Annotated in this window: 14 protein-coding genes; all 14 read right to left on the minus strand. The window is 53.6% G+C overall.

Translation table 11 applies throughout. The features are described from left to right. Positions 1-62: 62 nt before the first annotated feature. Positions 63-1,226 (minus strand): polysaccharide pyruvyl transferase CsaB, encoded by a 1,164-nt coding sequence (gene csaB / locus MKX51_RS28750; protein ID WP_340994719.1) that lies wholly within the window; start codon positions 1,224-1,226, stop codon positions 63-65. Continuing rightward, a complete protein-coding gene (locus MKX51_RS28755) occupies positions 1,199-3,238 on the minus strand; it encodes a DUF5693 family protein (RefSeq protein WP_340946558.1) in 2,040 nt (679 codons plus the stop codon). The genes csaB and MKX51_RS28755 overlap by 28 nt, the downstream gene beginning before the upstream one ends. A 139-nt stretch (positions 3,239-3,377) precedes the next feature. Continuing rightward, a complete protein-coding gene (locus MKX51_RS28760) occupies positions 3,378-5,096 on the minus strand; it encodes a phospho-sugar mutase (protein ID WP_340994720.1) in 1,719 nt (572 codons plus the stop codon). Positions 5,097-5,143: 47 nt separating this feature from the next. Then, positions 5,144-5,566 carry a 3-hydroxyacyl-ACP dehydratase FabZ gene (gene fabZ / locus MKX51_RS28765; protein WP_339251866.1) on the minus strand — a complete coding sequence of 141 codons (423 nt, stop codon included), beginning with the start codon at positions 5,564-5,566 and terminating at the stop codon, positions 5,144-5,146. Between the two features lie 303 nt (positions 5,567-5,869). Next, complete coding sequence (locus MKX51_RS28770; RefSeq protein ID WP_036699259.1) at positions 5,870-6,109, minus strand: DNA-directed RNA polymerase subunit beta; 240 nt, start codon at positions 6,107-6,109, stop codon at positions 5,870-5,872. A gap of 9 nt (positions 6,110-6,118) precedes the next feature. Then, positions 6,119-6,940 (minus strand): flagellar hook-basal body protein, encoded by an 822-nt coding sequence (locus MKX51_RS28775; protein WP_340946553.1) that lies wholly within the window; start codon positions 6,938-6,940, stop codon positions 6,119-6,121. A gap of 73 nt (positions 6,941-7,013) precedes the next feature. After that, positions 7,014-7,892 (minus strand): flagellar hook-basal body protein, encoded by an 879-nt coding sequence (locus tag MKX51_RS28780; protein WP_340946551.1) that lies wholly within the window; start codon positions 7,890-7,892, stop codon positions 7,014-7,016. Between the two features lie 49 nt (positions 7,893-7,941). Then, positions 7,942-8,940 (minus strand): rod shape-determining protein, encoded by a 999-nt coding sequence (locus MKX51_RS28785; protein WP_340994722.1) that lies wholly within the window; start codon positions 8,938-8,940, stop codon positions 7,942-7,944. Positions 8,941-9,067: 127 nt separating this feature from the next. After that, positions 9,068-9,355: a sporulation transcriptional regulator SpoIIID gene (gene spoIIID / locus MKX51_RS28790; RefSeq protein ID WP_019915029.1), complete on the minus strand. Its 288-nt coding sequence runs from the start codon at positions 9,353-9,355 to the stop codon at positions 9,068-9,070. A 221-nt stretch (positions 9,356-9,576) separates the two neighbouring features. Beyond that, complete coding sequence (locus MKX51_RS28795) at positions 9,577-10,314, minus strand: M23 family metallopeptidase (protein WP_340946550.1); 738 nt, start codon at positions 10,312-10,314, stop codon at positions 9,577-9,579. Between the two features lie 61 nt (positions 10,315-10,375). Next, entirely contained in the window at positions 10,376-11,347 is a 972-nt protein-coding gene (gene spoIID / locus MKX51_RS28800; protein WP_340994724.1) for a stage II sporulation protein D, read from the minus strand. A 370-nt stretch (positions 11,348-11,717) separates the two neighbouring features. Further along, positions 11,718-13,094 carry a UDP-N-acetylglucosamine 1-carboxyvinyltransferase gene (gene murA / locus MKX51_RS28805; RefSeq protein ID WP_340994726.1) on the minus strand — a complete coding sequence of 459 codons (1,377 nt, stop codon included), beginning with the start codon at positions 13,092-13,094 and terminating at the stop codon, positions 11,718-11,720. A gap of 197 nt (positions 13,095-13,291) precedes the next feature. Next, on the minus strand, positions 13,292-13,549 hold the full coding sequence (locus MKX51_RS28810) for a DUF1146 family protein (protein ID WP_340994728.1): 258 nt from the start codon (positions 13,547-13,549) through the stop codon (positions 13,292-13,294). A gap of 235 nt (positions 13,550-13,784) precedes the next feature. Continuing rightward, entirely contained in the window at positions 13,785-14,201 is a 417-nt protein-coding gene (locus tag MKX51_RS28815) for a F0F1 ATP synthase subunit epsilon (protein WP_036699230.1), read from the minus strand. Positions 14,202-14,250 lie beyond the last annotated feature (49 nt).

A 14,250-nucleotide genomic window follows, 5' to 3' on the forward strand; every position in this document is an offset into this window, starting at 1 on the left:
TGGATACTCGTATACCAAAAATGGGTACTGTCGGTAATGCGCTATCTGCTTTCACTTGTCACTCATCCTTTACGGCCGAAATATTGGACAATTCGCCGGGCCGGCGCCTCTGCCTCTTGGGTAAGCGCGGCAATCAGCGGCTCCCGCTCCTGCTTCCAGCGCTCCCCTGAGCTCAGCAGCTCCAGAAGCCCGGCAGCCACCTTGTCTGCCTCCAGTGTATCTGTCTTGCCTACCGGCTGACAATCCACCCGCTCAAGAAAATGATCAATCTTCGGATCATAAGAGACGCCCATCAGCGGAACAAGCTGTCCCGCAGCATAGATAAGGCTGTGCAGCCGCATGCCTATAAGCGCCTGGCACTGGCTTACCTCCCGCAGCATCTGCAGCGGATGAAGCGCATCCTCACGGATCGTTACCGATCCTCCATTGTCTTCTATACTCCGGCCCAGCTTCTGCATTACATAGCGGGAAGCCTCATTGTCCGCAGAATGATGGAAGGGCAAAAAGTGTACATGGAGCGGCTGGACCGCAGAAGCCTTCACAAGGCCTTCAGCCAACGCGTCCAGCTCCTTACGGGACTGCTCCCAGAAGCGGACAGAGACACCTACAGTAGCGGGCACAACTTGCAGGCCAGGATCTGGCGTATCCCCAATCAACGTCCCTTTTTCTACTCCTGGCTGCATATCCTTAGGCAACTCCAGACCCATAACCGGGTCAGGTACTACCTCTACTTCATCAATACTAAGCCCCATAGACTGAAGCAACAGGCGGGACTGTTCATCCCGCACGGAGATATAGGCACATTTCCGGAAAATGGATTTGATCAGCGGATGAAACAGCTTGCGGTTCACCGGGCCGATTCCCTGGGAATAGATAAATACCGGCTTCCCCATCCACTGGGCCAGCTTGATAATACCGAGGTAATACGGAATGGTCTTGCTGCTTGTAACATCCTGAAGCAGGCTGCCGCCACCGCTGATCAGGCCCGCACTTTCTGATATGGCTCTGCGGACCTCTCCCAGCTTCATCCGGTGTACAGATTCCACCCCGTACGTGGCAGCCGTCCACTCCGGATCAATGGATAAGACCACAGGCGCAAGCGTTATTCCGGCGGCCTGGGACTGCTTGCGCAGAGCATTCAGAATCGACTGCAGAACGGCTTCGTCTCCGCTGTTGCGGAAGCCGTAGAAGCCGGAGATTACAATTTTTTGAGGAGTGGTGACCATCGTTTCCAACATCCTTCCGCAATCTGCCATACCCCAACAGCGATAATACCGATGATCAGGCCAAGTCCAAGACCCAGGAGTCCGCGGATCAGCGAGATCAGCACAGGCGAATGAATATGGGCAAAGGTATCCACCATAGATAACTGCCCAATAACAGCAATAATCATAATGAAGGCTGCGCTCCGGTATTTATAGGCCAAGAATGCGCCGAGGATAAAGAGCGGATGTGCCAGCAGGAATTCCTTGTTACGCGGTCTTACCCCAACGGTATTCTCCAGGAAGACACGCAGGATTTTCTCCGGTGCACTTACACTTCCGGCATTCCCGGTCCGGCTCAAATAATACATCCCCACGATACCGATCACACCGGCGGCAATGACCATAGCGAGTGTAATCGGCGTCCGCAGCAGCTTACCTGTCTTGTTAAAGGCAAAATCCCCACGGTACAAAAGCACATAGATTGCGGTAAGCCCGATCGGGGCCAAATGCAGCAGACTCACACCGCGGAACTGTTCCAGTACCAGGGCATAGGTGATATTGTTCAGCAGTGCAATGACGAAAGGCACCGCACTGAAGGTGATTAACGCAGTTTTGACATACAGGACCAGACTATGCGTCAGACGGCGGCGCGGGCTCATTACGGCAAAGGTTAACGGATTGGCGCGCAAAGGCGGACCCATCTCATTAATTTTGCGGATAGCCAGTATTATAGCCAGGGTAGGCGCACTTATGGCTACGGCAAGCGCAAGCGCCTGTTCAAATAATGCCGGCTTCAGAACCAGCAGACCTGCACTTCCAACCAGTCCAAGCACCCATACTGGCAGAGTAAGCCAAGGAATGAAGTAGGAGAACAGCAGCGCAACCATAGCCACCGCTCCGATTACCGCAATCAGCTTGAAGTAACGCTGGAAGGAGGAGTCGCTCACATCAAATGCTGTAGCTTGTCCAATCTTGAAGCCGTTCGCCTCAATCTTAGCCACCGCACCCTCAGGTCCGCTGAGACTCTCAATCAGGTTATCCAGCGTATCTGTGATAGCTGCCTTCTTGGTGTCTCTGGAGGGAATCGTATTCAGATAGATCATGCGGATATTGCGGTCTTTGGTGCCCAGCGCGAACCGGTCTGCGATCACTTCAGTCTTCAGGCTGGAATCCGCCTCGCTGAGTGAATACAGGCGCGTCACGTTGTAATCCAGCATATAAGCCAGCTTGGAGAAGCCCTTCTGCTGAACCTTAATATTCTCGATTGCCGCAATTCCCATCCCGTGCTGCTTCAGGAGATCGGCGAAGACGGTCAGACTGCCCGTATCTGCATCATCGGAGTACCCTTTGACAGACTCTCCTTCAAAAAGAATCCGCTTGACGCCAAGCTCGGCGTAACGGTCCAGCAGCTTCTTCACGGCATCCTGATTGTATGCCAGTGAGTCTACAAGCCGGGGCACAATGCTGAAGCCCTTCCCGTGCAGCATTTCCAGGGTAATCGGGTCCGGCTGCAGCGGCTTGAGCGTTGCATCCTCCAGCGGTGTCTGGATGATCAGCCCCTGCTGGCCGCGGTAGTTCCATTCTTCCGTCCGGATGTCCAGTCTGCTGAAGGCATCGCGGATAACCGGTGAGAGCATTTCACTGTTCTTCGCACTGGTAAAGAGGACATATGTATAGTTCTCATTCTCCGGAATCACAGTATCGGTAAGATTGGCGATATCAGACGCTCCCCAGATCATCAGGCGGCGCGCCTTGCGGAAATCCTCCAATGTATTCTCATAGATAGCCATACTCTGAACACCCGCTGCCTTCAGCCGGTCCAGCTGCTCGTTGATATAATCCTGCGGGTTCTCCCGGTAGCTCGCAACCTCAACCAGATCGCGGTAATCAAAGACAAACTCAACCGTTTTGGAAGACTTCTCTGTCTGTAGACGGTCATATACGACCGGAAGCGCACCGATCAGACCTATCACCATAATGATCCATAACCACTTGCGTGATGCTATATTCCAGCGTTGCCATTTCTGCTGCACCAAAGTACCTCCTCTTTCACTTTAAAGCTGATTGCTACTTACAGACGCCGACCCTCTTGCCAGCGGCAAATTGAAGCGGAAACGGAGGTCTGTCCATCTGGAGCAGCTCCGTTTCCGCAGGGAAGTTATCTATTGCTTATTATTTCCCGTCTACCCGTGCCATAACCTGACTGGTCAATTCCGCAACCTTGTGCTTGGCGTTGTCCAGAGATTCACCCACCACGGCAAAATACACTTTGATCTTCGGTTCCGTGCCGGAAGGGCGCAGGCAGAACCAGGAGCCGTCCGACAGCAGATATTTCAGCACGTTCTCCTTAGGCAGACCGTCCAGTCCCAGGGAGTAGTCCAGCACCTGTGTTACGGATGCCCCGGCGATTTCGTGCGGCGGGCTGGTCCGCCAGTCATTCATGATCCCCTGAATCTGGGCCACTCCATCCTTGCCCTTCAGCGTGCGGGATTCCAGGCTCTCCAGGAAGTATCCGAACTGTGCATACAGCTCTTGCAGCACATCGTACAGGGTCTTGCCCTGGGCCTTGTAATAGGCACCTGCTTCAGCGATCAGCATTGCAGCAAGGACTGCATCCTTGTCACGGGCATAGTTGCCGGCCAGATAGCCGTAGCTTTCTTCATATCCGAACAGATACGTGTACTCGCCGGACTGCTCGAACTGGTTCATCTTCTCCCCGATATATTTGAACCCGGTCAGAGTGTTGAACACTGTAGCGCCATAATGGCTGGCTACAGCAGCACCCATCTCACTGGTTACAATGGTCTTGACTACAGCGCCGTTAGCCGGCAGCTTCCCTTGTTCCTGTAAACGGCTCAGGTAATAATGAATCATGAGCGCGCCGGACTGATTCCCGGACAGCACTACAAATTTGCCTTCGTTGTCACGAACCACAGCGCCCATACGGTCAGCATCCGGGTCTGTACCGATCAGCAGATCCGCATTCAGCTCTTCGCCCAGCTTCATCGCCAGGGTGAAGGCTTCACGTTCCTCCGGATTCGGTGATTTCACGGTAGAGAATTCGGAATCCGGCTGTTCTTGCTCAGGAACTACATGTACCTGAGTGAAGCCGATCTTCTCCAGTACACGGCGGACCGGAAGATTGCCTGTCCCGTGCAGCGGAGTATAGACAATGGAGAAGTCACGGCCCAGCGAAGAGGCAATCTCTTCACGGCTGACACTTACCGCAGCAACCGTATCCGTAAATGCCTCGTCCTCTTCGGCCCCCAGCCAGTGCAGCAGGCCTGCGCTCTCTGCAGCCTCCTGAGACATGCGCTTCACTCCGTTGAAGGAGTCCACATTCAGAATATTAGCAATAACCTTCTCCGCTTCATGCGGCACCAGCTGTCCGCCCTGGGCATTGTAGACCTTGTATCCGTTGTATTCAGGCGGATTGTGGCTGGCAGTGATTACAATGCCTCCAGACGCCTTCAAATGACGGACGGTAAAGGACAACTGCGGCGTAGAGCGCAGGGAAGAGAACAGGTGGGTCTCAATTCCGTTGCCGGCGAGTACAAGCGCAGCCTCCAGCGTGAATTCCGGCGAGAAGCGCCGGGAATCGTGGGCAATAACCACCGAGGGTCTGCCTTCTCCCGTATGCTGTCCCAGAATGTAATCAGCGAAGCCCTGAGTAGCCCGGCCGACAGTATAACGGTTCATCCGGTTACTGCCTGCTCCGATGACTCCGCGCAAACCGCCTGTACCAAATTCAAGATCTCTATAGAATCGTTCTTCCAGTTCCTTGGGTTCACCGGCAAGAGCCTTCAGCTCTTCTTTGGTGTTCTCGTCGACAGAAGGGTCCTGCAGCCAGCGTGTCAGAGTATCCTGCGCCTTCGGGCTTAATCCAGTCATGTCAATCTCTCCTTCTCCATCTATAATGTATAAGTTTATAACAGAAACTAGCTGAGTGCGAACATAATCTCGCCGGAAGCTACCGTCTTTCCGTCCACCTTGGCAGTGGCTTGTCCTTTGCCGATACTGCCTTTAAGCCGGGTAATCTCTACCTCAAGCACAAGGGTATCGCCGGGAACAACCTGTCCACGGAAGCGGAAGCCGTCAAGCCCGGCCAGAAAACCGATTTTGCCCCGGTTAGCTTCTACGCCAAGAATAGCCACAGCGCCCACCTGAGCCAAGGCTTCCGTAATCAGCACACCCGGCATCACCGGGAAGCCAGGGAAGTGTCCGGCGAAAAACGGCTCGTTCACTGTAACATTCTTGATGCCTACCGCACGTTTGCCCATTTCTATTTCAGTAATTCTGTCCACCAGCAGAAATGGGGGCCGGTGGGGGATTATTTCTTGAATCTCATTGGTATTCATCATGATTATAAAGCTCCCTTCGGTTATAACCGCGTCTATGAACCTCCGCCTACAGCAGCACTTTTGTTTTATTCTCCGCCGTCTCTGCATAAATATGGACAGCTTCGGCAAAAACTATAATTATCCTTCACCACCTGCAGCAGTGGAGGTTAAGATAAGGGGCTTTCTCCACCGCACGCGGCAGCATGGCGGAGAGGGCCCTTTTTGGCGCTCTTAGGGCACGCCATCATTATACATTTTTCAGTATAAAAAAGAAAACTCCCCTGCACAACAAGGGAGCCTCCGATATCGGTATGCCATAACGCTTTAAGGTGCGAACACCAGATCATATACATGCTTCCACGTGCTCCACAGGAGCACATCACTTAGTTCCTTTTTGCCGAGGATCACATACCCTACGACCAGCCCGCCTCCAAGCGCGGCAACCAGCAGCAATGGAATCAGGAACCACTGGATAATGGTCCAGGCCCTAATCCTGCGCCGCTTCACCGGCTGCTGCTGTTCCTCTTCTGCTTTCTGTGCAGTCTTAACCTTCTCACGACTCATTCCTTCACCTCACGCGCGCATGTTATTAGCCAGGCCCAGCATCTGGTCACTGGAGGACAGCGCCCGGGCAGCAAGCTGATACGTACGCTGAATCTGCATCATCTCCGTCATTTCCCGGCTCAGATCCACGTTAGAGGATTCCAGATAGCCTGAGCGAACGCCTACATCCTTCGCTTCGCCCGCTGCTCTTGGCACGAATGCCTGCTGCGTTGTCACGCCCTCAGCCAATACATAGAAATTACCATCTACAGCTTGCAAAGCATTCTTGCTGAGCGGCTCAACTATCATTAAGCTGCCTGCCAGGACAGGCGGCTGTTTCTCATCCGTCTTAGTCCACACCTGCCCGCGCTCATCAATAGCAGCACTTACATTAGCCCCTACGCTGAGCGGAGTACCGTTAGCACCCAGCACAGGATTGCCGGTATTGTCCACAAGAATCATCTTATCCTTATTGGCCGTATCCGGGGTGAAGTGGAAATTCCCCTGGCGGGTATATGCCGTTTCACCGTTCACCTGAACGCCGAACAATCCATTGCCTTGAAGCGCCAAGTCCGTAGGCTTCCCTGTCTCCTGGAGCGTGCCTTCCTCCCAATTACTTGACACTGTAGGCACACGCACACCAAAGCCGATATTGAAGCCCAGCGGCATGCTGCGCCCAGGCTGGTTATAATCCTTGGACTGCTGCTGTACACGGGTAAGCACATCCTCGAACGAGCCTTGCTTGCTCTTATAACCATTGGTATTCATATTGGCAATGTTATCCGCAATAATATCCAGCCGCTGCTGCAGACTGGCCATTGAGACAGAAGCACCGATTGTCGAGTTGTTCACAGGTCTAACCTCCTACTAGCTTGATAAGAAGAAACTGGCTTACACCATCAGTGTAATCGTCCATGCAGCCCGGCTATACCCGGCCGACTTCATTCACGGCCTTCTGCAGGCTGCTGTCATAGAACTGGATCACTTTCTGATTCGCTTCATAAGCGCGGTAAGCGGCGTTCATATCCACAGTGACCTGAGTGGCATCCACATTAGAGTTCTCAAGGTAACCCTGCCGTACCTGCAGATTATCCGTTCCATTAGAGAAGCGGATGTCTGCGGCCTCCGCATCATCGGCATGGAAAACCCCGTTGCCATCACGCACCAGCTCCTGCGGTCTTGTGATGACGCTGATTCCGATCCGGGTGCCTGAAGGCTGTCCGGTAGCATTGTTAATCAGATTGCCCTGCCCGTCCACTGTAAGGTTATCCTGGGGCCCTGTCAACCGCAGCGGATTGCCGTTACTGCCCAGCACTCTGAATCCGCCCGAGCTAAGCACTTCCCCTGTAGGAGCAACGGTAAAGCTTCCGTTACGTGTATATAAATTATTGCCTTCATTATCCTGAACTGTAAAGAACGCCTGGGGCCGGTAAGTAACCTCGCCATCCGGACTGATATATTTACCCGAGCCGTCAAAAGCAAGGTTGGTCCCAGGATTATCGGGGTCCTCGACCTGCAAGTCGGTGGACAGCGCAAAATCTGTGCTTTTTCCGCTCTCAATGAGGTCGCCCTGCAGGTATTGGGAGACGGACTGCTCGGCAAAAACCCCGGTGTTGATCCGTCCGACGGGTCTCGCAGCGCCCCCGTTCATCGCGGTGACCAGCACCTCGGGAAAAGCGTGGCTGACACTGTCTACCTGCTTGTACCCCGTAGTATTTAAATTGACCAAGTTCTGCGTCGCCGTATCATGTCTGCGCTGCTGCGTCACCATTCCTGCTGCGGCTGTATATAATCCTCTGAGCATGAGGTCAGTCCCTTCCTGGAATCTGCTGTTCTCCCTTATTATCGGCAGGCTAGAACTTTTTCTTAACCACCTTGTCCAAATGATCCAGCATAATTCCCGTGCCCTTGACTACGCAGTGCATCGGGTCTTCAGCCACCCAGACCGGAACATGTAGCTGTTCAGAGAGCAGCTCGTCCAGTCCGTTAAGCAGGGCGCCTCCGCCGGTCAACACAACTCCACGGTCAATAATATCTGCCGACAGCTCAGGAGGCGTACGCTCCAGCACCGACTTGGCCGCAGCCACAATCGACGAAACCGGGTCCCACAGCGCTTCCTTCACCTCGCTGGATGAAATGGTAAGAGTCTGGGGCAAACCGCTCACCATGTCACGCCCGCGGATATCCATCTCTGCCTTCATGCCGCCCGGACGTACCGAGCCGATGGTCACTTTGATATCCTCCGCCGTACGTTCACCGATCAGTAGCTTATATTTCTGTTTAATATATCTTAAAATGGCATCGTCGAACTTGTCCCCTGCGATCTTAATGGAAGAGGCGGTAACGACGTCGCCCATGGACAATACGGCTACATCCGTCGTTCCGCCGCCAATATCGACGACCATATTTCCGCTAGGCTGATAAATGTCCATTCCTGCGCCAATGGCTGCAGCTTTGGGCTCTTCCTCCATGAAGACCTCTTTGGCCCCGCTGCGCTCTGCCGCCTCACGGATGGACTTCGTTTCCACAGAAGTAATATTGGTGGGAGCACAAATCAAAATACGGGGCCGCGAATACCAGGTCCGGCCGCCAACGCTGTCAATAAAGTATTTGAGCATCATTTCCGTAATGGCAAAGTCGGCGATTACCCCGTCACGGAGCGGACGAATCGTCGTAATATTTCCAGGTGTCCGCCCGACCATCCGGCGTGCCTGTTCACCAACCGCAAGGACCCTCTTCGTATCACTTTCAAGTGTGACTACGGAAGGTTCATCCAGAACGACTCCCCTTCCCTTGACATGAATGAGCACGTTGGCTGTGCCGAGATCGATTCCGATATCCTTGCTAAGCATAATGAAAGAGCCCCCAAAGTGTTATTTTAAATGAGAAAAGATGATTGTACCAAATTTAAAAATACCATACTTTAGGGGGTGAGTACAATGGACTAAACCTGAATTATGGCGCGAAAATCCGAAAATCTCATGGCTTTGAGGCTACGGCAACCTCACGCTTCTTACCTGTGGTTTTCTTATATTTAATTTTTGTGGCTTCTCCCCCCCGAAGATGACGGATGGACTTGTGATATTCGAGAATGTGCTTCACCTGATCAGCCAGATCCGGATTGATTTCCGGCAGCCGTTCGGTTAAATCTTTATGCACCGTGCTTTTTGAAACGCCAAATTCCTTGGCTATGGTCCGGACCGTGTGCCTGGTTTCCACGATGCAGCGTCCGATTTTAATGGTACGTTCCTTGATGTAATCGTGCACGCTCCCGCCTCCCAACTGTGAATAGTTTGGTACATTATATGAGGGGCGGGCCTATATATTCGCGCTTTCAGGACATGACAAGCTCAGGAAGGCTCATTTTATTTGTCGGACAACCCAATTCACTGCATTTCATAGCCCTATTCCCAGAATAGAACCTGCCGGACTGTCCATTTCAAGTAGAAAAAAAGCAGGAGGCTTCCGCCCCCTGCTGATTATTCGGCTTAGCGCTGCGGAAGCAGATCCGAAGGATTCACAATCTTGCCGTCCTCATGCACTTCAAAGTGCACATGGTTGCCCAGATCCTTCTCCATCTCATTGCGTCCCGCTGTTGCCAGCGTATCGCCCTGCTTCACTTCGTCGCCCTGCTTCACTTTGGTTTCACCCAGACTCTGATAGACCGTCTTCAGATCGCCGGGAGAGGTAATCTCGATTACCTTACCCAATACAGCAACATCTTCCACTCTGGTGACTTCACCGCTGAGCGCCGCCTTCACATCAAACGTCTTGTTGTCCTCACGGGCAATATCAATTCCGGTGTTGGTGACAAAGGTATTGTTGTACTGCACCATCGCCGCAATATGATTCTCTTCCGTGCCGTTCTCATCGTAGTACGGTTTGACCACTTCCACTTCACTCGGGCTTGCTACCGGCCAGACCAGGCTTTCGGCTGATGCGACAACTTCCAGGGCTTCGGGATCACCGTTTGCGGCTCCGGTTTTGCTACCGGCCTCACCTTGGGATACTACCGCGGCGTTGTCCGGATTCAGCGGCTTCTGGCCGGCATCCTGATAGACCCACACCAAGGTTAGTATAAGTGCCGCTGCCGCCGTGTAGACTGCCGGGAATACCCACCGTTTGGATAACAGTCTGCTCCATGAAGAAGGCTTGGCGCCTGAATCTCCCTGCTTGTTTTTGAGAGATTCATCATGGGTTGATTTGATTTTGTCTTGTTCATTCATATGGTTATCACCTCAGTAACCAGTGTTACCGGGCGCTTCGCTTTTATACGTATCTTGCAGATTATTTTTTCAGAAGAGTTGAGATTCCGGTAAAAGAGACCCCGCTGTAGTAGTGTTTGAGAATCTGCGTGGCTGTCTTCCCCTGCTTCGCCATCCCGTTCGCCCCCCACTGGCTCATACCGACACCGTGGCCGTTGCCATACGTGGTGATCTGTACCTTCCCCGCTTGGCGCTTCCAGGTGAACTGGCTCGAGCGCAGCCCCAGCTTCTCTCTCACTTCCCGCCCGGTAAACACCTTCCCACCGATAGAGATCTGTTTGATCCGGTGGCCGGCTGTCAGCGACAGTACCTCCGCTGGCAAGCTGGTGGAGGATTGAGAGGAGACCGGCAGCGCCTTGCCCGAAGCTCCCAGACTGGCTGCTGCCGGAAGGTCCTTGGTTCCAAGGCCCAGCTTGCTGCGCAGCTCCGAATTGCTGAAGGTGTAGCTTACCGCCAGGTTCGGGGTGATCTGCAGCTCCCACGGGCTGGCTACACTGCGCAGATAGGGAACCGCAGCATTCCAATACTCCTCGGAGTTCTCGGTATAACCTCCGCTGGAGGCGAAGAAGGAAGCCGTGATCGGCTGCCCCTGATAGGTCATGATGGTCCCGCGCGTCTCCAGGACCGCGCGGCGGATCTTCGCCAGTCCGGCGCGCTTGCTGCCGGACGCCCAGTCCCGTTCCAGCACGGCCCGGGATACGTAAGCCTGATGGCTTACCGTATCGCTCACATCCGCTTCGGGAACGGGTACCCCGCTGTGGTCGCCGGCGGCCAGACGGCGGGCAATGAACGTGCGGGCCGCTACGGCCTGCGCCTTGAGCGCTTCGAGCTCAAATTCGGCCGGCATCTCGGCCGCCAGCACGCCGCTGACGTATTCCTCCAGCGGCAGGGTCTCTATTTGTCCACTCCGCGACAAATAGACGGAGACCTCCGGCTGCGGCGCCTCTGCGGCAGCCGGTTCCGGCGCCGCCGGAGCGGCCGTGGCCTGCGGCACAGCCGGGGGCGCCGGCGGCTGTTGTCCCCGCGCTGCGGGACAACAGCCAGCGGCAGCAGCAGCGCCGCCAGCAGGGGCGCTGCCAGCCAGGCGGCGGGGGCCAGCCGCCGCAGGGGGCGCACGCCGCGCCGCCGCGCGCGCGCTACGCTGCGCGCACGCTTCAGGATGCGGCGCAGGTTGATTAACTCTTTCATCTCTATGGCTCCTTCCGTAAGCACCGGTGATTCTTATAGATATGAATTTGCGCCACCTGCTAGAACGGGATTTTGAGAGAAAGAGAGTTGCGGAATCCCCTGGAACATATAAGGTGAATTCCCAAAAAAAGGACCAGCCGCTTAGCGGCTGGTCCTAATACTTGTAAGAATAACTATTATACCCAAGACGGCTGAATCTGGAAACGGGGTCTGATCTCTTCGGCTTTGGAGGATTCGCTTCTGGCCGGTTCAGGCTTAAGCGCTTCTTCCTTCGCAGCATGAACAGCCGACTCTTCCATGGAAATCCGCCATATGTCCGCACCAAGTCCTGACAGCTTCTCAGCCAGGTGCACATACCCGCGGTCAATGTGATGCGTTCCGCTAACTTCTGTAGTGCCTTCCGCCACAAGTCCTGCCAAAATAAGCGCAGCTCCTGCACGCAGGTCCGTAGCACATACCTTAGCGCCGACCAGACTGGCATTGCCGGTCACGATTGCAGAACGGCCCTCAATCTTGATCTCCGCATTCATGTTGTGGAATTCATCCACATGCATGAACCGGTTCTCGAAGACAGTCTCTGTCACTACGCTGGTTCCTTCCGAACGGAGCAGCAGCGCCATCATCTGTGACTGCATATCTGTCGGGAATCCCGGGTAAGGTAATGTCTTGAGATCGACAGCCTTCAGCGGCTTGTCGCTGATGACACGGACTCCGTTCTCATCCGGGATAATCGTAACGCCCATTTCCTCCATCTTGGCAATCACCGGACCCAGATGGTCGGCAATAGCTCCCTCAACATACACATCACCGCCCGTAATCGCCGCTGCCGCCATGTAGGTTCCAGCTTCGATCCGGTCAGGAATGACATGATGTCTTACGCCGTGCATACGCTCAACGCCTTCAATCCGGATCACTCCGGTACCGGCTCCGCGTACTATGCCGCCCATCCCGTTCAGGTAATTGGCAAGGTCAACAATCTCCGGCTCTTTCGCGGCGTTCTCAATCACTGTGGTGCCTTCGGCAAGCGCGGCAGCCATCATTATATTTTCGGTCGCTCCTACGCTGGCCACATCCAGGTAAATCTTGGCGCCGCGCAGTCTCCCGTTACTTTTCGCATCAATATAGCCCTGGCCCAGACTAATCTCGGCCCCAAGCGCTTCAAAACCCTTCAAATGCTGGTCAATCGGCCTAGTTCCAATGGCACAACCGCCAGGCAGAGAAATACGAGTATGCCCCATACGGGACAGGAGCGGGCCCATAACCAGGAAAGAAGCCCTCATTTTGCGTACCCATTCATATGGTGCTTCACAGGAAGTAATATTGGTGGCATCTACTTCAATCACATCGTTCTGGTATGTAATACCTGCACCCAGAGATTCCAATACCTTGTTAATCGTCATTACATCGTCTAACGGAGGTGCGTCCACAATGACGCTGACTCCTTCTTCTGCCAATAGAGAGGCGGCTATGATCGGTAGTACGGAATTTTTTGCGCCGCTGACTTTCACGCTCCCGGTCAATCTGTTGCCACCGCGGACGATAAATTTGCTCATTTCGGTTTCCCTCCGCGTCCATTATTTCTGAAATTAATTTTGAGGTTAAAATTCGTCTGTTAAGATATTGAATATTCCGCCATTGCGTCTTAGGTGCAGATTCCTTGCTTAACTTCAGTGTTGACATAATAAAACCTTATTATTCGACACTTTTTTCACTGCATCAGCCTATACAGATATAACCAAAGCTGCTGCCGTTAAAACATCCGTCCTATAAGTCCGCTCCAGCCCAGATAATCAAGCAGGAACCCGGCCACGAAGTGACCTAGAACAATCGCCAAGAGCAGGTGCAGCAGTCTGCCCTGAGGGCTCTTGGGATATCTTATGACCAAATCCAGCTTAAGGTTCTGAAGTGACCACCAGGATAATGCAACGCAAATCAAAGAAACAACCATCGAAATCATATTGCTGGTGCCGATTGCACCCGACAACTCAGCGGATAAACGTGTGCTCATATTAGCCCCCTGTGTTAGGTACTCGGAAATCGACTCTTATATCATACTTGTGCAGGGGAAAAGAATCCAGTACTTTTACGAAATTTTAAACAATTGGGTCTTTATATGCAGATCTGATGACGATATGTTCATACTCTGCTAGATTCGTGCAAGCAACATCACCCTTGCGGGGGACCAAAAACATATAAATTCTTTCAAAAAAAGCAGTCAAGCCCAGGGCTTGACCGCTTATCTGCTACTGTTGTCCTTTGCCGGTCGAAACTTTGATCCGCGTTACAGCACGCTGCAATGCCAGCTCCGCACGGCGGTGATCGATCTCATCCTGCTTGCTTTGCAGCTTAAGGCGGCGCTCAGCCCGCTCCTTAGCCGCTTCAGCGCGTTCCACATCAATATCCCGGGGCAGCTCAGCACTTTCAGCCAGCACCGTTACCTTATCTTTGTGCACTTCAACGAAGCCGCCATGCACAGCGATGGAGACTGTAACGCCGTCCGCCTTAACGCTAAGCGGAGCAACCTGAAGCGGGGTGACGAGCGGAATATGTCCCGGGAGAATCCCCAGTTCACCATTCACGCCGCGTACCGTCAGACTGTTCACTTGCTTGGAGTAGACCAGATGCTCCGGAGTAACTATTTCGAGCAAAAAGGTATTCACTTCCATTCCTCCTCAAAGCTTTACAGAATAAAGCCCGATCCCCCAGCAT

It is taken from the genome of Paenibacillus sp. FSL M7-0420, assembly GCF_038002345.1.
Taxonomy (GTDB): domain Bacteria; phylum Bacillota; class Bacilli; order Paenibacillales; family Paenibacillaceae; genus Paenibacillus_AQ.